This window comes from Kitasatospora kazusensis (assembly GCF_039529945.1).
GTDB lineage: Bacteria > Actinomycetota > Actinomycetes > Streptomycetales > Streptomycetaceae > Kitasatospora > Kitasatospora kazusensis.
In genome coordinates this window covers 79,563-100,146 of record NZ_BAAANT010000011.1, presented here as the reverse complement: position 1 = coordinate 100,146, position 20,584 = coordinate 79,563, and the positions used below count along the sequence as shown (strand labels likewise).

The 20,584-nt window shown below is 73.1% G+C and carries 14 protein-coding genes; 9 read left to right on the top strand and 5 right to left on the bottom strand.

All coding sequences use genetic code 11. The annotated features are described in order from the left end of the window. Positions 1-97 precede the first annotated feature (97 nt). Positions 98-826, bottom strand: coding sequence for a hydrogen peroxide-dependent heme synthase (hemQ, locus tag ABD330_RS12295; RefSeq protein ID WP_344463982.1), 729 nt, complete (start codon positions 824-826; stop codon positions 98-100). Continuing rightward, complete coding sequence (gene hemG / locus ABD330_RS12290; protein ID WP_344463980.1) at positions 823-2,235, bottom strand: protoporphyrinogen oxidase; 1,413 nt, start codon at positions 2,233-2,235, stop codon at positions 823-825. The genes hemQ and hemG overlap by 4 nt, the downstream gene beginning before the upstream one ends. Before the next feature lie 267 nt (positions 2,236-2,502). Between hemG and ABD330_RS12285 the strand changes: the two genes are divergently transcribed. After that, positions 2,503-3,474 (top strand): DUF4349 domain-containing protein, encoded by a 972-nt coding sequence (locus ABD330_RS12285; protein ID WP_344463978.1) that lies wholly within the window; start codon positions 2,503-2,505, stop codon positions 3,472-3,474. Between the two features lie 124 nt (positions 3,475-3,598). On the opposite strand, the gene hemE is transcribed toward ABD330_RS12285, so the two are convergent. Then, positions 3,599-4,699, bottom strand: coding sequence for a uroporphyrinogen decarboxylase (gene hemE, locus ABD330_RS12280; protein ID WP_425555514.1), 1,101 nt, complete (start codon positions 4,697-4,699; stop codon positions 3,599-3,601). Between the two features lie 255 nt (positions 4,700-4,954). Between hemE and ABD330_RS12275 the strand changes: the two genes are divergently transcribed. From ABD330_RS12275 to ABD330_RS12240, 8 genes are all read left to right on the top strand, one after another. Then, positions 4,955-5,605, top strand: coding sequence for a DUF3000 domain-containing protein (locus ABD330_RS12275; protein ID WP_344463976.1), 651 nt, complete (start codon positions 4,955-4,957; stop codon positions 5,603-5,605). A gap of 330 nt (positions 5,606-5,935) precedes the next feature. Further along, positions 5,936-6,652 (top strand): LuxR C-terminal-related transcriptional regulator, encoded by a 717-nt coding sequence (locus ABD330_RS12270; protein WP_344463974.1) that lies wholly within the window; start codon positions 5,936-5,938, stop codon positions 6,650-6,652. Between the two features lie 328 nt (positions 6,653-6,980). Next, a complete protein-coding gene (locus ABD330_RS12265; protein WP_344463972.1) occupies positions 6,981-8,225 on the top strand; it encodes a ribonuclease D in 1,245 nt (414 codons plus the stop codon). A gap of 344 nt (positions 8,226-8,569) precedes the next feature. Next, entirely contained in the window at positions 8,570-9,787 is a 1,218-nt protein-coding gene (locus tag ABD330_RS12260) for a thiolase family protein (RefSeq protein ID WP_344463970.1), read from the top strand. A 2-nt stretch (positions 9,788-9,789) separates the two neighbouring features. Continuing rightward, on the top strand, positions 9,790-11,916 hold the full coding sequence (locus ABD330_RS12255) for a 3-hydroxyacyl-CoA dehydrogenase NAD-binding domain-containing protein (RefSeq protein WP_344463968.1): 2,127 nt from the start codon (positions 9,790-9,792) through the stop codon (positions 11,914-11,916). Between the two features lie 138 nt (positions 11,917-12,054). Next, positions 12,055-13,185, top strand: coding sequence for a glycosyltransferase (locus tag ABD330_RS12250; RefSeq protein WP_344463966.1), 1,131 nt, complete (start codon positions 12,055-12,057; stop codon positions 13,183-13,185). 181 nt (positions 13,186-13,366) lie between these two features. Then, positions 13,367-13,699 carry a trypco2 family protein gene (locus tag ABD330_RS12245; protein WP_344463964.1) on the top strand — a complete coding sequence of 111 codons (333 nt, stop codon included), beginning with the start codon at positions 13,367-13,369 and terminating at the stop codon, positions 13,697-13,699. Between the two features lie 148 nt (positions 13,700-13,847). Beyond that, a complete protein-coding gene (locus ABD330_RS12240; protein WP_344463962.1) occupies positions 13,848-16,853 on the top strand; it encodes a tetratricopeptide repeat protein in 3,006 nt (1,001 codons plus the stop codon). Between the two features lie 62 nt (positions 16,854-16,915). Here the strand turns inward: ABD330_RS12240 and ABD330_RS12235 are convergent, their stop codons facing one another. Both ABD330_RS12235 and dxs read right to left on the bottom strand, forming a co-directional pair. After that, the gene (locus ABD330_RS12235; RefSeq protein ID WP_344463960.1) at positions 16,916-18,508 is read right to left on the bottom strand and encodes an ArnT family glycosyltransferase; all 1,593 of its coding nucleotides are present in this window, start codon (positions 18,506-18,508) and stop codon (positions 16,916-16,918) included. 110 nt (positions 18,509-18,618) lie between these two features. After that, on the bottom strand, positions 18,619-20,544 hold the full coding sequence (gene dxs, locus ABD330_RS12230) for a 1-deoxy-D-xylulose-5-phosphate synthase (RefSeq protein ID WP_344463958.1): 1,926 nt from the start codon (positions 20,542-20,544) through the stop codon (positions 18,619-18,621). Positions 20,545-20,584: the final 40 nt, after the last annotated feature.

Genomic DNA, 20,584 nt, shown 5'->3' with positions numbered 1-20,584 from the left:
CCACAGATCGGTCGCGCCCCTGCTGTGGTTGCCCGTGAGCGCACAAGTTCGGCGAGCCCCTGCGGGGGTTGCCCGGGTGCCCACGGACGGGGTGGTCTCAGACCAGGCCGTTGAGGAGCTCGGCGACCGGCTTGCGGCGGCCCGTGTAGAACGGGACCTCCTCGCGGACGTGGAGGCGGGCGCGGGACGGGCGCAGGTCCCGCATCAGGTCGACGATGCGGTGCAGCTCGTCGGCCTCGAAGGCGAGCAGCCACTCGTAGTCGCCGAGCGCGAAGGAGGCGACGGTGTTGGCCCGGACGTCCGGGTAGCCGCGTGCCATCTTGCCGTGCTCGGCGAGCATCGCGCGGCGCTCCTCGTCGGGGAGCAGGTACCACTCGTAGGAACGGACGAACGGGTACACGCAGATGTAGTCCCGCGGCTGCTCGTCGGCGAGGAAGGCCGGGATGTGCGACTTGTTGAACTCCGCCGGGCGGTGCAGCGCCATGTTGGACCAGACCGGCTCCAGGAGGCGGCCGAGGCCGGTGCGGCGGAAGCGGTTGTACGCCTCCTGGAGGTCGTCGGAGTCCTCGGCGTGCCACCAGACCATCACGTCGGCGTCGGCCCGCAGGCCGGACACGTCGTAGGTGCCCCGCACCGTGACGTCCTTGGCGGCCAGCTGCTCGAACAGCCCGTCGACCTCCGCGGCGAGCGCGGTGCGGTCCTCGGGCAGCTCGCCCTTGAGCTTGAACACCGACCACATGGTGTAGCGGATGACCTGGTTGAGGTCGCGGGCCTTCTTCTTCGCGGGCTGCTCTTCGGGAGTCGCCGCAGCAGTGGTCTCAGTCATGCGCCCATTGTCCCTTCACTCACGCCGGCACCCGTGCCCGGGGTCAACACCTCGTTGACGGCCCGCCGCGCGCTCGCGATGCACGCCGGGATGCCGACCCCGTCGTACGCCGCTCCGCAGACCGCCAGCCCGCCGAGCCCGGCGACCTGCGCGCGGATCCGGGCCACCCGGTCGAGGTGTCCGACCGGGTACTGCGGCAAGCCGGCGAGCCAGCGGGTGACGGTGGTGTCGTACGGCTGCGCCCGCAGTCCGACGGCCTCGCCCAGGTCGGCGAGCGAGCGGGCGACCAGCTCCTCGTCGGGCAGGTCGAGGACCTCCTCCTCGCGGTGCCGGCCGAGCGAGGTGCGCAGCAGGAAGGCGTCCGGTGCGGAGCGGTCCAGCCAGCCCCACTTGTTGGAGGAGAAGGTGGAGGCCTTGATCGCGCGGCCGTCCACCGGCGGCACCAGGAAGCCGCTGCCGGGGAGCGGCTCGGCCAGGTCCGCGCGGTGGAAGGCCATCGTGACCAGCGCCATGCCGGCGTACTCGACGGCCTGGAGTTCGGCGGCCGCACCCGGTGCTTCGGCGCGCAGTAGGCGGGCGGCCTGCGGTGCGGGGACGGCGAGGACCACGGCGTCGGCGTGCAGCACCTCGCCGTTGCTGACGACCCGCCAGCCCTCGGGGGTGCGGCGCAGCTCGTCCACCGGGCTCCCGGTGCGCAGGTCCGCACCGGCCCGCAGGCAGGCGGCCGCCACCGCTTCGGGGAGGGTGCCGAGCCCGCCGCGCAGGCCCTGGAAGACCGGGCCGGCACTGCCGCCGTTCTGCGCGCGGCCGACCAGCTCGTGCACGCCCGCCACCAGTGGGCCGCCGCCGCGGGCGATCGGCAGCAGTGCGGGCACGGCGGCACGCAGGGAGATCTCACTCGTCTGGCCTGCGTAGACCCCGCCGAGCAGCGGCTCGACCAGCCGGTCCACCACCTCGCGGCCGAGCCGGGCGGCGACGTAGTCGCCGATCGCGATGTCCGCGCCGACCTCGGGTGTCCGCTCCTCCTGCCGGGCGCGGCGCAGGCCTTCGTCCGAGAGCACGCCGGAGGCGGCGAGTGCGGCGAGGTCGCCGGGGACGCCCATCAGCTGGCCGCCGGGCAGCGGGCGCAGCGCGTCCCGGGTCCAGATCGCGGCCTTGGCGGTGCTCGGCGGCTCCAGCTGCTCCCCGAGGCCCACCTGCCGCGCCAGGTCGACCCCTTCGGGCCGCCGGGCGAGCATCGACTCCGCCCCGAGGTCGACCCGTACGCCGCCGACCTCACCGCCGCGCAGCTTCCCGCCGAGCCGCTCCGAGGCCTCCAGCAGCGTGACCCGTCGGCCACCGCTGCTCAGGAGGGCCGCGGTCAGGCCCGCGATGCCACCACCGATCACCACGACATGAGGTTCAGCCATGTCACGCAGTCTCGCAGAGCGGGCCGCCCGGACCGCACCCCGGTACCGCGCCCGTCCGCGCGGTGGCGGGCCGGGTGGTCACCCGGCCGGCCCGCCACCCGGCTCGGGGGGCGGGGGTTCCGCGGCGGCCGTACAGCGATCCTTCCGTGACCTACTCGCTACCCCCGCGAGGGATCCGATCCTCCCCGGGTTCCGTCCAACCGCCGTCCCACCCGCCGGACACGCCCGGCACGGGAGTGCGGCCGGGGGACGGGGAGGTAGGGGGAGATGGCACCCAGGAGATCCGGTCCGGCGCTGGTCGTGGCGGGGTTCGCCGCAGCGGCCGTACTGGTCAGCGGATGCAGTGGGACGGCGTCCCGGAGCTCGGCGCGGGCCGACTCGGCCGCGGCGCCCATGGCACCGGGCAACGCGCCGGCGATGGGGACGGCGGCGCCCGGGACGGCCGACAGGGCGCCGAAGCCGGGGGTGGGCGCCGCTTCGGTGGCGCCGCTGGCCGACACCCGCTCGATCGCGTACACCGGTCAACTGGCGGTACGGGCCGCCGACGTGGGCAAGGCCGCGGCGGAGGCGAAGCGGCTCGCCACGAACGCACGGGGCTACCCGGCCGACGAGTACACCTCCACCGGAGCGGAGGGCGGTGCGCCGACGACCAGGCTCACCCTCAAGGTGCCGCCGACCGCGTACGAGGGGCTGATGGACCAGCTCGCCGCGCTCGGCACCGTGCTGTCGCGGACCAGCCAGGCGCAGGACCTGACCCAGCAGATGATCGACGTGGACAGCCGGTTGAAGAGCCAGCAGGCCAGCGTGGACCGGGTGCGGGCGCTGATGGCGCAGGCCGGGTCACTGTCCGACGTCGTCTCGCTGGAGGGCGAACTGAGCCGCCGGGAGGCGGACTTGGAGTCCCTCCAGCGCCAGCAGCAGGAGATGACCGCGCAGACCTCGCTCTCCACCGTCACGCTGGAGCTCTCCTCTCAGGGCGCGCCGGCGGCCCGGCCGGCGAAGCACCCGGGCTTCCCGCACGAGCTGGGCGGAGCCCTGGCGGGCGGCTGGAACGTCCTGGCCTCGGTGGCACGCGGCGCACTGATCGTGCTCGCGGCACTCGCGCCGTTCCTGCTGCTGCTGACGCCGCTCGCCTGGGCGGCCTGGCGGCTGCGCCGCCGCCGGATCCTGCGGCGCCCGGCCGAAGTCGCCGTGGAGACCCCGGCCGAGGCCGCCGTGGAGACCCTGGCCGCGGAGTAGCCGTGAGCGCCCGGGCGACCGGTTCAGCGGCGCGGTGAGCTTCCCTCCCCCGGCGGAAGCCGGGGGAGGGAAAGGGCTCGGCCCCGGGGGTGGACCGGCCGGGCGGGCGGGTGCGGGCGCCGGGTCAGTGCGCGGTGGACTCGTGGACGAACTCGACCAGCCGGGAGAGCGCGTCGGGGTCCATGGTCGGCATGACGCCGTGGCCGAGGTTGAAGATGTGGCCGCTCCCGCCGAGCGCCTGGGCGGCGTGCAGCACCTCGCGGGCCTTGGTCTCGACCACGTGGGTGGGGGCGTAGAGCACGGCCGGGTCGAGGTTGCCCTGGAGGGCCTTGCCGGGCCCGACCCGCTCGGCGGCGACGTTCAGCGGCACCCGCCAGTCGACGCCGACCACGTCCGCACCGGCCTGGCCCATCAGGCCGAGCAGCTCGCCGGTGCCGACGCCGAAGTGGATCCGGGGCACGCCGTACGAGGCGACCGCCTCGAACACCTTGGTGCTGGCGGGCATGACGGAGCGGCGGTAGTCGTCGGGGGCGAGGGCGCCGACCCAGGAGTCGAAGAGCTGGACGGCGGAAGCGCCGGCCTCGATCTGGATCTTCAGGAAGGCCGCGGTGATGTCGGCGAGCCGGTCGACCAGGGCGGCCCACAGTTCGGGCTGGCCGTACATCATGGCCTTGGTCTTCTCGTGGCTCTTCGACGGGCCGCCCTCCACCAGGTAGCTGGCCAGGGTGAAGGGGGCGCCCGCGAACCCGATCAGCGGGGTGCTGCCGAGCTCGTCCACCAGCAGGCCGACGGCCTCGGTGATGTACGGCATGTCGTCCGGCCCCAGCGGGCGCAGCCGCTGGAGGTCGGCGTGGGTGCGGATCGGGTCGGCGATCACCGGGCCGATGCCGGGCTTGATGTCGACGTCGATGCCGACGGCCTTGAGCGGCACCACGATGTCGCTGAAGAAGATCGCCGCGTCCACCTTGTGCCGGCGGACCGGCTGCAGGGTGATCTCCTTGACCAGCTCGGGCTGCATGCAGGAGTCGAGCATCGGGATGCCCTCGCGCACCTTGAGGTACTCGGGCAGCGAACGCCCGGCCTGGCGCATGAACCAGACGGGGGTGTGCGGCACGGGCTCACCGCGCGTGGCGCGCAGGAAGGCGGAGTCGTGCGCGGCGCCGCGGCGCGCGGGGGACTGCTGACCGGACTGGGCTGCGGGGGTCGCCGCGGATGTCTCACTCACGGTCCAAATCTTCGCACGCGCCGCGCGCCGTCCCTCCGGCGGCAACTCGTTGCTTCCTCCAAGATCTTGGCCGTGGCGGTGGTCCGCGCCGCCGCCGGGGTGACCGGCGGCGCCCCCGGCAGGTGTGATCTTGGTCGCGCTCGCCCCGGCCGATCCCGGCCGATCCGACGTAAAAACGGCGAACTCGGCCCGTCGGCACGCCGCGCAGGCGGAAGTTACTCGGAAAGCGGCTCTCGCCGCCCTAGGCTTCCGCTCATGGCAGCGGTCGGCGGGCACCCCGCACAAGGTGGCGGAACGGGCAAGGAGTCGGCGCCGATCGAGTTCCGCAATGCGGTCGAGGCGCTGGCGGGGACGCGGTTGCGTCCCGAGGTGCAGCTCTCCTCCGCGCCCGCGCCCCGCCGGCTGGCACCGTTCGCGTACGCGCTGACCGCCACCGTCGAGGTGGACGGCGAGGAGCTCGCGGACGGCCGGCTCGTCCTGCTGCACGACCCGGCCGGGCAGCAGGCCTGGCACGGCGACTTCCGGGTCGTCACCATGACCCGGGCCGAGCTGGAACCAGAGATGGCGGGCGACCCGATGCTCGCCGAGGTCGGCTGGGCCTGGCTGACGGACGCCCTGCAGGCGCACGGCGCCGGCTACGCCGAGCCGAGCGGCACGGTGACCCACGCCGCCTCGCACTACTTCGGCGGGCTCGCCGAGCGGGCCGCCTCGACCGAGATCGAGATCCGGGCCTCCTGGACCCCCGCCGACGGACGGTTCGACCGGCACCTCGCGGCCTGGGGCGACCTGCTCTGCATCTGCGCGGGCCTGCCGCCGGCCGTGCCGGCCCCGCTCTCACTGCCCGACGTGCCGTCACTCGGCGGAGTGGTCCCGATGCCCGCACGGCGGCGTCCGCGCTCCCACTGAGCCGTCCGCGCTCCCACGGAAGGGGTGCGGGGTCCTCGCGTACCCGCAAAGCCACCCGCAGGGCTGACGGCGGGTGGCTTCGGCCCCGCTCTCTGTCAATTCCCCGACGGAGAACGCCAGTCCTTGACCCGGATCGATCGAATCTGTGCGATTCCAGGGCATGTCGCATCAGTCATATGCGCGATTTGTCCGTATTGTTACTCACTAAATCGTGATCTTTCGCTAAAGCCGGGCACGTTTGATGCCGAAGGTGTCAGTGACCCTTTCCGCAAGCGGAACACTCCGACCGCCCCCCATCGGGGTCCGTCCGCTACTCCCCCAGGAGGTCTGGTGTCGGTCCTTCTCGAGCACCCCGCAAACGTGGTCGCCTACCGGCCGACGAAGCCCACCGCCATGGTGGTCATCGCCGATCCCCGCGTCCGAAACACCGTCACCCGCCACTTGTGGGCGCTCGGCGTCCGCGACGTCATCGAGGTCTCCTCGATCGCCGAGGCCCGCCCACGCGTCTCCACTCCCCGGGACATCTGCGTCGCCGATGTCCACCTCCCGGACGGCTCCGGGCTGACCATCCTGGCCGAGACCCGGGCGGCCGGCTGGCCGAACGGCCTGGCGCTCTCGGCCGCCGACGACATCGGCGCGGTCCGCAGCGCGCTGGCCGGCGGCGTCAAGGGCTACGTGGTCACCGGGACCCGCACCAACGTCGCGATGCCCGGCCGGCCCGGGCTGCCGATCGGAGCCGGCGGGCTGGCCGGCCGGATGCGCCGGCCCGGCATGCCGGGTGCGGTCGGTGCACCGGGAGCTCCCGGTGCTCCGGGCGCACCGGGAGCTCCGGGCGTCCAGCCGACGGCCTACCGCGAGCTGTCCGGTCGCGAGGTCGAGGTACTGCGACTGGTGGCCGAGGGCCAGTCCAACAAGGCGATCGGAGTCGCCATGGGCCTCTCCGCACTCACCGTGAAGAGCCACCTGGCCCGGATCGCCCGCAAGCTGGGCACCGGCGACCGGGCCGGCATGGTGGCGGTCGCCCTGCGGACCGGCATCATCCACTAGGGAGCAGCCGGGCGAGCGGCCCACGCCGGCGGCGCCCACGGCCGGGCGCGCCGGCCGCGCGACACCTGCGGCAGGCCGCGGCGGTAGTTGGGAGGAACGTTTCCTCCGGACCTCCGTCGCGGCCTGCCGGTCTTGTCGGGCCCTGTTCCACGGCCGCCCCACCGCCGCCGCTCCGGGCCGCCGCTCCGGCAGCCGCCCGCCCGTCGGCCCGCGAATCCGGGTCCGGGTGAATGCGAACCATCCGCCACCGGCCGTCGGCATATGTCCGAACACGGTCTGACCAGTCCGACAACACTCCCGGACCCAGGTGCCGTCGTACCCTTGGTGGGTGACCGACGCCGTAGCAGCCATCCCAGAAGAGACAGCCCCGGTCCCGCTCCTTGAACCCAGGGAGGGGCTTCCGCCGGTCGTGACCGACGAAGCGGCGCTGGCCGCGACCGTCGCCGCGTTCGCGGCGGGCACCGGTCCGGTCGCCGTCGACGCCGAACGGGCGTCCGGTTACCGCTACGGACAGCGGGCTTACCTGATCCAGTTGCGACGGGCCGGCGCCGGCACCGCGCTCGTCGACCCGATCGCCTGCCCGGATCTGAGCGCGCTCGGCGAGGCGCTGGCGGACACCGAATGGGTGGTGCACGCGGCGACCCAGGACCTGCCCTGCCTCGCCGAGGTCGGCATGCGTCCGCGCACGCTGTTCGACACCGAGCTGGCCGGGCGGATCGCCGGCTTCCCCCGGGTCGGGCTCGGGCCGATGACCGAGAACGTGCTCGGCCTCTCGCTCGCCAAGGAGCACTCGGCGGTGGACTGGTCGACCCGTCCGCTGCCCGAGCCCTGGCTGCGGTACGCCGCACTGGACGTCGAGGTGCTGGTCGAGCTGCGGGACGCACTCGAACAGGAGCTGGACGCCCAGGGCAAGCTGGGCTGGGCACTGGAGGAGTTCGCGTCGATCGCGAACGCCCCGAAGCCCGCCCCCCGGGTCGACCCCTGGCGCCGCACCTCCCAGCTGCACAAGGTGCGGCGACGGCGTCAGCTCGCCGCCGTCCGCGAGCTCTGGCAGGCCCGGGACCGGATCGCCCGCGAACGCGACGTCTCCCCCGGACGGGTGCTCGCCGACGCCGCGATCGTGAACGCCGCACTCGCGATGCCGCAGAACACCCCCGCCCTGCAGGCCGTCCAGGGCTTCGGCCCCCGGGTGCACCGGCGGCAGCTGGAACAGTGGCTGGCCGCGATCGACCGCGCCCGGGAGATTCCGGAGGCGCAGCTGCCGCCCGCCACCGCACCGCACGAGGGCCCGCCGCCGCCACGCGCCTGGGCCGAGAAGGACCCGGTCGCCGCGGCCCGGCTGACCGGGGCCCGAGCGGCCGTCACCGAGCTGGCCGAGGCGCACAGCCTGCCCGCCGAGAACCTGATCACCCCCGACCTGGTCCGCCGGGTCTCCTGGGAGCCCCCGGCCGTCCCGGACGCGGCGTCCGTCGCGGCAGCGCTCCGTGCGCTCGGCGCGCGGCAGTGGCAGGTCGACCTGGTCGGCCCGGTGATCGCGGCGGCCTTCGCCGCGGCGGCGGTCGTACCCGAGTAAAGGGGCGAACCATCAGGGGCGCGGGGAACTGCGCGAAACCGGAGGCCACATAGCGGAACTGCTCCGCAGAGCTCAGGGGCACCTCGTTGCGCACAGTCGTAACGGTGAGCCCCGGAGCCTTCCGATTCGCGCAGTTCCCCGCGCCCCTGGGGGTTCGCCCGTCCCGCGCACGTTGGAGAGCCCACCAGCACTGAAGCCGTCCGCAGGACGTGTCGCGGGACACAACCCGGGGGAGCTGGGCAAGTTAGTTACCGACGGGTAGCATGGCCGTGGTGCAGCGCCGCTTTACCTGTGGGCGGCAGTCTGCGCACACCGTCCTGTTGGTCCCTGGGAGGAGAGCCCCCGTGCCTCGTACCGCGAGGGACGTCGTCTTCGTCGATGGCGTCCGCACCCCGTTCGGCAAGGCAGGCCCGAAGGGCATCTACGCCGAGACCCGCGCCGACGACCTGGTCGTCAAGTGCATCCGGGAGCTCGTGCGCCGCAACCCGAACCTGCCCGTCGAGCGCATCGACGAGATCGCCATCGCGGCCACCACCCAGATCGGCGACCAGGGTCTGACGATCGGCCGTAGCGCCGGTCTGCTGGCCGGTCTGCCGAAGTCCGTCCCGGGCTACTCGATCGACCGGATGTGCGCGGGCGCGATGACCGCCGTCACCGCCACCGCCGGCGGCATCGCCTTCGGCGCGTACGACGTCGTCCTGGCCGGCGGCGTCGAGCACATGGGCCGCCACCCCATGGGTGAGGGCGTCGACCCGAACCCGCGCTTCATCTCCGAGAAGATCGTCGACGAGTCGGCGCTGTTCATGGGCATGACGGCGGAGAACCTGCACGACCGCCTGCCGCACATCACCAAGGAGCGTTGCGACGCCTACGCGGTGCGCTCGCAGGAGAAGGCCGCCAAGGCGTACGCCAACGGCGACATCCAGCCCGACCTGGTGCCGATCTCGGTCCGGAACACCAACCCCGCCGCCGGTGAGACCGGCTGGGGCCTGGCGACCACCGACGAGCCGATGCGCCCGGGCACCACGATGGAGAACCTGGCGGGTCTCAAGACCCCGTTCCGCGTGCACGGCAACATCACCGCGGGCAACGCGGCCGGTCTGAACGACGGCGCCACCGCGTCGCTGCTCGCCGCCGAGGACGTCGCGCTCGAGCTCGGCCTGCCGATCAAGATGCGCATGGTCTCCTTCGCCTACGCGGGCGTCGAGCCCGAGGTCATGGGCATCGGCCCGGTGCCGGCGACCGAGAAGGCGCTGGAGAAGGCCGGTCTGACGATCGACGACATCCAGGCCTTCGAGATCAACGAGGCCTTCGCCGTCCAGGTGCTCTCGCTGCTGGACCACTACGGCATCGCCGACGACGACGAGCGCGTCAACCCGTACGGCGGCGCGATCGCGTACGGTCACCCGCTGGCCTCCACGGGCGTGCGCCTGATGAACCAGCTGGCCCGCCGCTTCGAGCAGCGCCCGGACATCCGGTACGGCCTGACCACCATGTGCATTGGCATGGGCATGGGCGGAACCGTCATCTGGGAGAACCCCCACTTCGAGGGTGGTAAGTGATCATGAGCACCACTGAGCTGCTGAAGCGTGCCGCCGAGCTGTTCCCCGGCGAGGTCGTCACCACCGCGCACGTACGCCACCTGGACCTGCCGCTGCAGGCCGGCCGGCTGGCGCTGATCACCCTGGACAACGGCTTCGACCACACCAAGCCGACCACCTTCGGCCCGGGTTCGCTGGCCAAGCTGTCCGAGGCGCTGGACCAGGTCGAGGCCGAGGCCGCCGCCGGTGACATCGTCGCCGTCGCGATCACCGGCAAGCCGTTCATCTTCGCGGTCGGCGCCGACCTCAAGGGTGTCGAGGTGCTCAAGGAGCACAGCGACGCGCTGGCCATCGGCAAGGGCGGCCACGACGTCTTCAAGCGGATCGCCGCGCTGCCCGTCCCCAGCTTCACCTTCTACAACGGTGCGGCGATGGGCGGCGGCGTCGAGGTCGGCCTGCACTGCTCCTACCGCACCGTCAGCACGGGCGTTCCGGCGTTCTCGCTGCCCGAGGTCTTCCTCGGTCTCGTCCCCGGCTGGGGCGGCTGCACGATCCTGCCGAACCTGATCGGTCCGGCCAAGGCCGTCAAGGTCATCATCGAGAACTCGATGAGCCAGAACAAGCAGCTCAAGGGCAAGGACGTCTTCGAGCTCGGCATCGCGGACGCGATCTTCGAGCCGGCCGACTTCCTGGAGCAGTCGATCCTGTGGGCCGCCAAGGTCCTCAAGGGCGACACCGTCGTGACCCGCGAGGAGATCGACCGCGGCAAGGCCTGGGACGACGCCGTCACCTGGGGCCGCTGGGTCGCCGACGCCAAGGTGCACGGGGCTGCTCCGGCCGCCTACAAGGCGCTGGACATCATCCAGCAGGTCAAGGACCAGGACCTGCAGGCCGGCTTCGACGCCGAGGACATCGCGCTGGCCGACCTGATCATGGGTGGCGAGCTGCGCGCGGGCCTGTACGCCTTCAACCTGGTGCAGCGCCGGGCCAAGAAGCCGTTCGGTGCGCCGGACAAGGCGCTGGCCCGTCCGGTCACCAAGGTCGGCGTCGTCGGCGCGGGCCTGATGGCCTCGCAGCTGGCACTGCTGTTCGCACGCCGTCTCCAGGTGCCGGTGGTCCTCACCGACATCGACCAGGAGCGCGTCGACAAGGGTGTGGGCTACGTCCACTCCGAGATCGACAAGCTGCTGGCCAAGGGCCGGATCAACAAGGACAACGCCAACCGCCTCAAGGGTCTGGTCTCCGGCTCGCTCGACAAGGCCGCCGCCTTCGGCGACGCGGACTTCGTGATCGAGGCCGTGTTCGAGGAGATGGGCGTCAAGCAGACCGTCTTCGCCGACCTGGAGGCCGTGGTCTCGCCGACCTGTGTGCTGGCGACCAACACCTCCTCGCTCTCGATCACCGAGATGGCGTCGAAGCTGGAGCACCCCGAGCGGGTCGTCGGCTTCCACTTCTTCAACCCCGTCGCGATCCTGCCGCTGCTGGAGATCGTCCGCGGCGAGCAGACCGACGACGCCTCGCTGGCCACGGCCTTCGGTGTCTCGAAGAAGCTCAAGAAGACGGCTGTCCTGGTCAAGGACGCCCCGGCGTTCGTGGTGAACCGGATCCTGACCCGCTTCATGGGCGAGATCCAGAGCATCATCGACGAGGGCACCCCGATCGCGACCGTCGAGAAGGGCGTCGAGCCGCTCGGCCTGCCGATGTCCCCGATCGTGCTGCTGGAGCTGGTCGGCCCGGCCATCGCGCAGCACGTGTCGGAGACCCTGAACCGTGCCTTCCCGGACCGCTTCGCGGTCTCCGAGAACCTCGGCAAGGTGGTCAAGGCCGGCAAGCGCGGCTTCTACATCTGGGAGGACGGCAAGCAGGTCCTCGACCCCGAGGTGCTGGCGCTGCTGACCTTCGGCGACTCCGTGCTGACCGAGGAGCAGGTCCTGACCCGCTCGCTCGACGCGGTGGCGCAGGAGATCGGCCTGATGCTGGACGAGGGCGTCGTCGGCGAGGCGCAGGACATCGACCTGTGCATGATCACCGGCGCCGGCTGGCCCTTCCACCTGGGCGGGATCACCCCGTACCTGGACCGCGAGGGTGTCTCCGAGCGGGTCACGGGCAAGAAGTTCCTGGCCCCGGGCCTGGCCTCGGTGCCGGTCTGACAGCCGCTGGAGTGAACCGGTGAAGCGCCGGAGCCGGAAGTCTCGGCTCCGGCGCTTCACCTTTGCTCAAAAGGCACTTGACTGCGCGTCAATTCCGTTTGACAGACTGGGGGGAGTCTTTCGATCAAGGAGTCGACCGTGCGCATACTGTTCACCGGCCCCCCGCAGGCCGGACACCTCTTTCCGATGGTCCCGACCGCCCAGGCCCTGCGGGCCGCCGGGCACGAGGTGCTGTTCGCCTGCTCGCAGCCGCTGGAGCACATCCGGGGGGCCGGGCTGACGATCGCCGAGATCGGTGACGGCAGCACCCTCCGGGAGGCCTTCGAGCGCGTCGTGCCCTCCACCGAGCGCGGCTACGTCACCCGCGAGCTGCCGCAGGGCCAGATCCTCGACCGGGCCGCCCTCGGCTTCGCCGAACTCTCCCGCCCCACCGTGGACGGCCTGCTGGCCACGGCGGCGGACTGGGGCGCGGACCTGCTGGTCTACGACTCCTTCCAGGCCGCCGCACCGCTGGTGGCGGCGAAGCTGGGGATCCCCTCGGTGGTCCACAACTTCGGCATCGTCTCCGGCCACGAGATGGTCGCCCGGCTGGCCGCCGCCTTCCAGGACATGTACGAGAAGCACGAGGTCGCCGGCCCCGCCCGGCCGGTGGCGCTGGACGTGCTGCCCGCATCGCTCGGCGGCGACGGCGACAACTGGCGGGTCCGGTGCGTGCCGTACAACGGCGGCGGGGTCGTGCCGGCCGGGCTGCTGCGGCGCGGCGGGCGGCCGCGGATCGCGGTGACGCTGGGCTCGGTACTCACCCACTGGGACGGCGTACGGTCGATCGCCGGGCTGGCCGAGGCCGCCGGCTCGGTGGACGCGGAGTTCCTGTTCGCCGTCGGCGGCGCGGACCTGTCCGCACTGGGCGAACTCCCCGCCAACATCACGCCGCTGCCCTGGGTGCCGCTGGCCGAGCTGCTGCGGACGGCCGACGCGCTGGTCCACCACGGCGGCTCCGGGACGCTGCTCACGGCCGGCGCGGCGGGCGTACCGCAGCTGATCCTCCCGCAGGGCGCCGACCACTTCACCAACGCCGACGCCGCCGTGGCGGCCGGCTTCGGGCTCCGCGCCGAGTCCGAGGCGGTCGACGGCGAGCTGCTCACCCGGCTGCTGACCGACGACGCCCTCCGGGCCGGAGCGGCGAAGCTCCAGGCCGAGAACGCGGCCCTGCCCTCCCCCGCCGAGATCGTCCCCGACTTCGAGGCCCTGCTCGCGGGCGCCCGCTGAACCGCTGCGCCGGCCGCGGCAGGCCGTAACGAGGACGCGCGGGGACGGCACACGACCACGGGCAACGGTCCCGCGCCGTCCCCGCGTCCCTTCCGGCTTGTCGGTTCGGCCACGCGGGGCACGGTGATCGTTCTACGTTGTTCCCATCGGCGTGACCGGTGGTGCGAGAGGGGTGGGCTTCATGGATATTCCGCTGGTGGATGCGGTGGCGGCGGTGCGGGACGAACTGATCGCGGCGGCGGCAGCGGGCGGGGACCATCCGGACGTGGTGTTCGCGGTGGGCCCGGTCGAGATGGAGTTCGAGGTCGAGCTGCGGGCGGACGCGAAGGCGAAGGCCGGGTTCAAGCTGTGGGCGGTGGGTGCGGAGACCGAGGCCTCGGTGTCGCGCGGCCGTACGCACCGGGTGTCGTTCACCCTCACACCCCGCAGTGCCGACGGCGGTGACCTGCTGGTGTCGGGTGCCACGCGTCGTCCCGCGGGCCCCGGGGACACCGCGGGCCGCATCCCGGACTGAGCACGGATCGAGGGGGACGGTACAGGGAGGCCCGGGCCGTACGGGAGAGCACGGTACGGCCCGTCGGTGCGATCGGAGGGGAGCCGGGGTGGAGCGCCATCGGGTGGCGGGGGTGACCGGGCCGGGTGGTCCGGGGTCGGGGTACGCGGTGGGGGGCCGGCTCGTGCTGACCTCGGCCCATGTCGTCACCCGCAAGGGCGAAGGCACCGTCGCGGCCGGGGAGCGGCGGCGCGTGGAGGTGTTCCACCCCGGGTCGCCGCCCGGGCGTGCGGACCGGCCCGCGCCGGGCGGGACGGTGGTCTGGTGCGGCACCGCGGGCGGCCGGGACGACGCCGCGCTGGTCCTGGTCGACGAGGACGAACGGTGGCGGGCCCCGGCGGGCGCGGTGCGCTGGGGGCGGATGGTCACCGACCGGCCCGGCGTCGGCTGTGAGACCTGGGGCGTACCGGACGTCGCCCAGCGCGAGGACCGGCCGGTGGACGCCGCGCAGCTGCGCGGAGAGGTGAACCCCGGCAGCGGCTTCGTGGGCAACGGGTACGTGCTGGACCTCCACCAGCACCCCCCGCAGTGGTCGCAGGCCGCCGGATCGCCGTGGGGCGGCCTGTCGGGGGCCGCGGCGCTCTGCGACCGGCTGCTGGTCGGTGTGGTGGCCTCCGACCGCGCGTACTCCGGCGGGGGCCAGCTGAACCTCGTGCCCGCCTACGTCCTGCACCACGATCCGGGCTTCCGGGCCTGCCTCGCCGCGCACGGCGCCGCACCGGCCGGTCTGGAGGCGGTGGAGCTCCAGCACCTCGACGACACCGGCGCCGCCCCCGGCCGCCTCGGCGCCGGTGTGCGCTCACCCGCCGCGCTGCTGCAGGCCGGGCGGCAGACCGTCCCGTTCCACGGACGTCGGCAGCTCCTGGAGGAGCTGACGGCCTGGTGCGCGCGGGACGGCTTCGGGGCCTGGCTGGTGCACGGACCCGGCGGGCAGGGCAAGACCCGCCTGGCCCACCGGCTCGGGGAGCTGCTGGCCGCCGACGGGTGGGCCGTGCTGTGGCCGCGCGCGGACGCCTCCCCGGACCAGTTGCACGAGCTCCGGCACGCGGCCAAGCCGCTGCTGGTCGTCCTCGACTACGCCGAGACCCGCCCCCGACAGCTGACCGCCCTCGTCGAGGCGGCCGCCGAACACCCGGGCTCCACCCCGTTCAAGGTCCTGCTGCTGGCCCGTACCGCCGGGGACTGGTGGCGCCAGGCCGCCACCGCGACCGGCCTCGCCCAGGAGTTCCTCGACCACGCGCCCGTCCACCTGCTCGCCCCGCTGGAGGACGACCCGGACCACCGGCCGGCCGCCTACCGCGAGGCCGCTGCCGCCCTCGCCGCCGCCCTCCCCCGGGTGGAGGGGCTGGCCGCGCACGACTGGCCCGGCGCGGCGGCCGGCCTGCCGCTGCCGGCCCGGCTCGACCAGGCCGCCTACGGCAACGCCCTCACCCTCCAGATGACCGCGCTGGCCGACCTCCTGGACACCGGCACCGGTACGGGGCCGACCGGCCCGGCCGGGCCCGGCGCGACGGTGCACGCACAGGTACAGGACGTCGAGGACCGGCTGCTCGGACACGAGCACCGCTACTGGCAGCGCACGGCCGCCGCCCGCGGGCTGACACCGGCGGTGTCCGCCGACACGCTGGAGACGGTGCTCGCCGCCGCCCACCTGGCAGGCGCCGACGACCGCGAACACGCCGACCGGCTGTGGTGCCTGCTACCGGCCCTGGCCGACCGGAGCCGCGACCGGCGCAACACCGTCACCGGCTGGCTCTCGGCTCTCTACCCCGCCCCCGCCCCGCTGCCCTGGGGCACGCTGCAACCGGACCGCCTCGCCGAACGCCACATCGGCCGCGTCCTCGACACCGACCCCGCCCTCGCCGACCACCTGCTCGCCGGCGCCGACGACACCCAGGCCGCCCGGCTCCTGACCGTCTACAGCCGCGCCGCCGCCCACCCCGTCTTCCACGACCGCCTCGACGCCCAGCTCACCGCCCTGTGCGGCCGCCACCGCCGACGGCTCGACGGCGTCATCATCACCACCGCCACCCGCACCGACCACCCCGCGCCGCTCATCGCCGCACTCGACGCGGCCGTCACCGCCGCCGCCACCCCGCTCGACGACCTCATCACCCTCAACGGCCGGCTCCCGCCCCACAGCCGACGCCTCGCGGGCACCAGCCTGCGCCTCGTCCAGACCGTCACCGACCGCCACCGGGCACTGGCCGGGACGGACCCGGACACCTACCTGCCCGACCTCGCCGTGTCCCTGAACAACCTCGCCGTCCGGCTGGGGGAGGTGGGGCGGCACGAAGAGGGCCTGGCCGCGATCCGCGAGGCCGTCGAGATCCGCCGGGCGCTGGCCGAGGCCGACCCGGGCCGCCTGCCCGGCCTGGCCGGCTCACTCAGCAACCTCTCCGTCCGGCTGGCGGAGACGGGCCGGCACGAGGAGGGCCTGGCCGCCGTCCGCGAAGCCGCCCACTACTACCAGGTGCTGGCCGAGGCCGACCCCGACGCCTACCTGCCCGAATTCGCCCTGTGCCTCAACAACCTCTCCAACCGGCTGGGCGCGGTAGGGCGGCACGAGGAGGGCCTGGCCGCGAGCGGTGAGGCCGCCCACCACTACCGGACGCTGGCCGAGGCCGACCCCGACGCCTACCTGCCCGACCTCGCGCTGTCCCTGAACAACCTCTCCAACCGGCTGGGCGAAGTGGGGCGGCACGAGGAGAGCCTGTCCGCGATCCGCGAAGCCGCCCACCACTACCGGGTGCTGGCCGAGGCCGACCCCGACGCCTACCTGCCCAACCTCGCCATGTCCCTGGACAACCTGTCCGTCGCCCTGTGGGAGACGGGGCGGCGCGAGGAGAGCCTGAGCGCGGTCTTCGAGGCCACCGAGCACTACCGGACGCTGGCCGAGGCCGCCCCGGACGTCTACCGGCCCGACTTCGCCGACTCGCTGAACACCTTGGCCGTCCGGCTGGGGGAAGTGGGGCTGTACGAGGAGGGCCTGAGCATGATCCGCCTGGCCACCGAGCACTACCGGGTGCTGGCCGAAGCGGCCCCCGAGCGCTTCGAAGCCGCCTTGCGGCGCTCGCTGGCAGCCACCGCCTGGCTCGAAGGCTTTCCGAGGTAGCCCGCCGCGACGGGTTCCGGTGCGACGGGTGATCTCCGTCGGGCAGCGCGTCCGCCCGGGCCCTAGCGCTTCAGGCGGTAGATCACCGTGTCCGCGTTGACCGCGACCACCTCGTACCGGGTGGTGAGCAGGGTCTCGATCTTGGGGATCAGTTCCGGCTGGTAGGGGGCCTGGCCGGAGTCGTCCACCACCACCTCGGGCGGGTTCTTGGTGAGCTCCTGGTCGAAGGTCTGCCAGGCGTCGCTCACGCTGTACTGCTCGCCGACCTGCTTGCTGTCCTTGCCGCCGCTGAAGTTGGTCAGGAAGCCGGCCGTGAGGTAGCGCGAGGCGGGCTTGCGGTCGGCCAGCCAGTACAGCTCGGGGTGCATGCCCCAGACCAGGACGGTGTCCTTGGGCGTGCTCTGCTCGGCGACGGTGGTGGCGACCTCGGTGTTGTGGGTGATGGTCTGGCCGGGCCAGAACACCGCCAGGCCCCAGAAGGCGGTCGCGGCGACGGTGCTGTAGACCATCACCGGCCGCCAGCTGACCGCGGAGGTGCAGACGGCGCCCACGCCGAGCAGCACCAGCGGCGGCATCAGCTGGAGGTAGTAGTGGCCGAAGAAGTGGAACCCGGTGCTGACCGCGACCACCGAGGAGAGCAGCCAGACCCAGAGGTCGGCCGTCGAGCCGTGCTCCTTGGACGCCGCCACGGGCAGCGGCGCCGTCTCCCGCTGCTGCTCCGCCGCCCGCCGGCGCCCGAACGGCAGCCGCGCCGGGCGGCCCCGGTAGGTGAGCCAGAGGCGCCGGCCGAGCGGGACGAGGAAGCCCAGCCCGGCGGCGGCCAGGATCGCCGAGTTGCCGAGCGCCCGGCCGGTCATCTGGAGCCAGGCCCCGCCCAGTGAGGCGTAGTCGCCGCTGCCGGTGACGACCCAGAACAGGAAGCCCTTGGGCTTGGTGAGGATCACCGCGACGAACGCTATCGGCAGCGCGAACCCGAACATGATCTTGGCCAGCGCGGGCGGCCAGCGGACCCCGCGCCGACGGGTGTCCTGGAAGAGCATCCAGAGCACCGGCAGCAGCACCGCGCCGCCGGTCTGCTTGGTGAGCGAGCAGAGCGCCACCGCGATCCCGGCGGCCAGCCAGCGCCGGCGCTCGGCGTACCGGAAGGCCGCCACCATGGCCGGCAGCATGAAGACCTCGAAGGTCGCCGCCTGGCTGTCCTCCGGGGAGAGCCCGATGGAGATCAGCAGGTAGAGCGCACCGGCCGCGGCCCCCGCCCGGTTGCCCCAGCGTCCGCGCGCGATGGAGGCCAGCAGGACGGCCGTCACCAGGTGCGCGACGATCGCCAGGGTGCGCAGCGGCCAGAGCGAGGTGGAGCCGAAGAGGGCGAAGCACGCCTCGTAGAGCCAGGGCAGCAGCGGGGGTTTTCGGTCCACGACGGTGTCGTAGAACACGCCGCCGTCGGCCAGCATCCTGGCCTGGGTGGCGAGGTAGCCCTCGTCGGGGCTCCAGACCGGCCGCAGGAAGGACGGGATGTGGGTGACCACCGCGAGCAGTGCCAACACCGGGACCACTCTGGTCCAGTACCCCGTCCGGACACGCGCGGGCAGCCGTGCGGTCAGGCGCGCGGCGAGTGCGCTCAGCGCGGCGAGCGGGCGGACGGAGTCGGTTGGCACGGGTGACAACCTACCGGGCGGGACCGACGAGAAGCTCGCCGGTCCCGTCTTTCGGTGCGATCATCCGACATTGTCACGACGGTGTGGCAACCGCCGCGACCGTGCCGCGGCTACGCCTGGACGGACGCCGTCACCGAGCCGGCCGAGGTCAGCTTGGCCACCAGGGCGGTGACCTGGCGGGCGATGGCGGGCGCGTTCAGGCCGATCTCGGCGAGGATCTGGTCCCGGGTCGCGTGGTCCAGGAACTCCTGCGGGATGCCGAAGTCGCGCAGCGGGACGTCCACCCCGGCGTCGCGCAGCGCCTGGGCGATCGCCGAGCCGACGCCGCCGCTGCGGCCGTTGTCCTCGATGGTGACGACCACCCCGTGCTCGGCCGCGAGACCGGGCAGTGCGGCGTCCACCGGCTTGACCCAGCGCGGGTCGACGACGGTGGAGGTGATCCCCTGGGCCGCCAGCAGGTCGGCCGTCTCCAGCGCGGTCGCGGCCATCGAGCCGACCGCGACGATCAGTACGTCCGCGCGGTGGCCGTCGGCGCCCTCGGTGCTCTCGCGCAGCACGTCCATGCCGCCGATCCGGCCGAACGACGGGATCGCCGGGCCGACCGTGCCCTTGGAGTAGCGGACCACCGTCGCCGCGTCGTCCACCTCGACGGCCTCGCGCAGCTGGGCGCGGAGCTGGTCGGCGTCACGCGGGGCGGCGAGCCGCAGGTCCGGGACCAGGTTCATGATCGACATGTCCCACATGCCGTTGTGCGAGGCACCGTCGGTGCCGGTGACGCCCGCGCGGTCCAGGACGAAGGTGACGCCCAGCTTGTGCAGGGCGACGTCCATCAGGACCTGGTCGAAGGCCCGGTTCAGGAAGGTCGCGTAGACCGCGACCACCGGGTGCAGCCCGGCGGTGGCGAGGCCGGCGGCGGAGACGGCGGCGTGCTGCTCGGCGATGCCGACGTCGAAGATCCGGTCCGGGTACGCCTTGGCGAACGGCGCGAGGCCCACCGGGTGCAGCATCGCGGCGGTGATCCCGACGATGTCCTTGCGCTCACGGCCGAGCGCGACCATCTCGTCGGCGAAGACGCCCGTCCAGTCCTTGCCGCCCGAGCTCTTGATCGGCAGGCCGGTCTCCGGGTGGATCACGCCGACCGCGTGGAAGCGGTCCTCGTCGTTCTGCTCGGCGGCGCGGTAGCCGCGTCCCTTCTCGGTGAGGCAGTGCACGATCACCGGGCCGCCGAAGCCGCGCGCCTTGGTCAGCGCGGACTCCAGCGCGACCAGGTCGTGGCCGTCGATCGGGCCGATGTACTTGAGGCCGAGGTCCTCGAACATGCCCTGCGGGGCGATGAAGTCCTTCAGGCCCTTCTTCGCGCCGTGCAGGGTCTCGAACAGCGGCTGGCCGACCACGGGGGTGCGCTGCAGCGCGTCCTTGCCCCAGGTCAGGAAGCGCTCGTAGCCCTTGGTGGTGCGCAGGGTGGCGAGGTGGTTGGCCAGGCCGCCGATGGTCGGCGAGTACGAGCGCTCGTTGTCGTTGACGACGATGACCAGCGGGCGGTCCTTCGCGTCGGCGATGTTGTTGAGCGCCTCCCAGGCCATGCCGCCGGTCAGGGCGCCGTCGCCGATCACCGCGACCACCGTGCGGTCGTGGTGGCCCTGGAGCTGGTTGGCCTTGGCCAGGCCGTCGGCGTAGCCGAGGACGGTGGAGGCGTGCGAGTTCTCGATCACATCGTGCTCGGACTCGGCGCGGGACGGGTAGCCGGAGAGGCCGCCCTTCATCCGCAGCTGCGAGAAGTCCTGGCGGCCGGTGAGCAGCTTGTGCACGTAGCTCTGGTGGCCGGTGTCGAACAGGATGCGGTCGCGCGGCGAGTCGAAGACCCGGTGCATGGCGATCGTGAGCTCGACCACGCCCAGGTTCGGTCCGAGGTGGCCGCCCGTCTTGGAGACCTCTTCGACCAGGAAGGTACGGATCTCGTCGGCCAGTGCGGGCAGCTGCGCCGGGGTGAGCCGGTCGAGATCGCGCGGTCCCCGAATGCGGGTCAGCAGGGCCACCCGTTCCTCCTCGTTCAAAGGTCCCGGGCCGTTGTGGGCC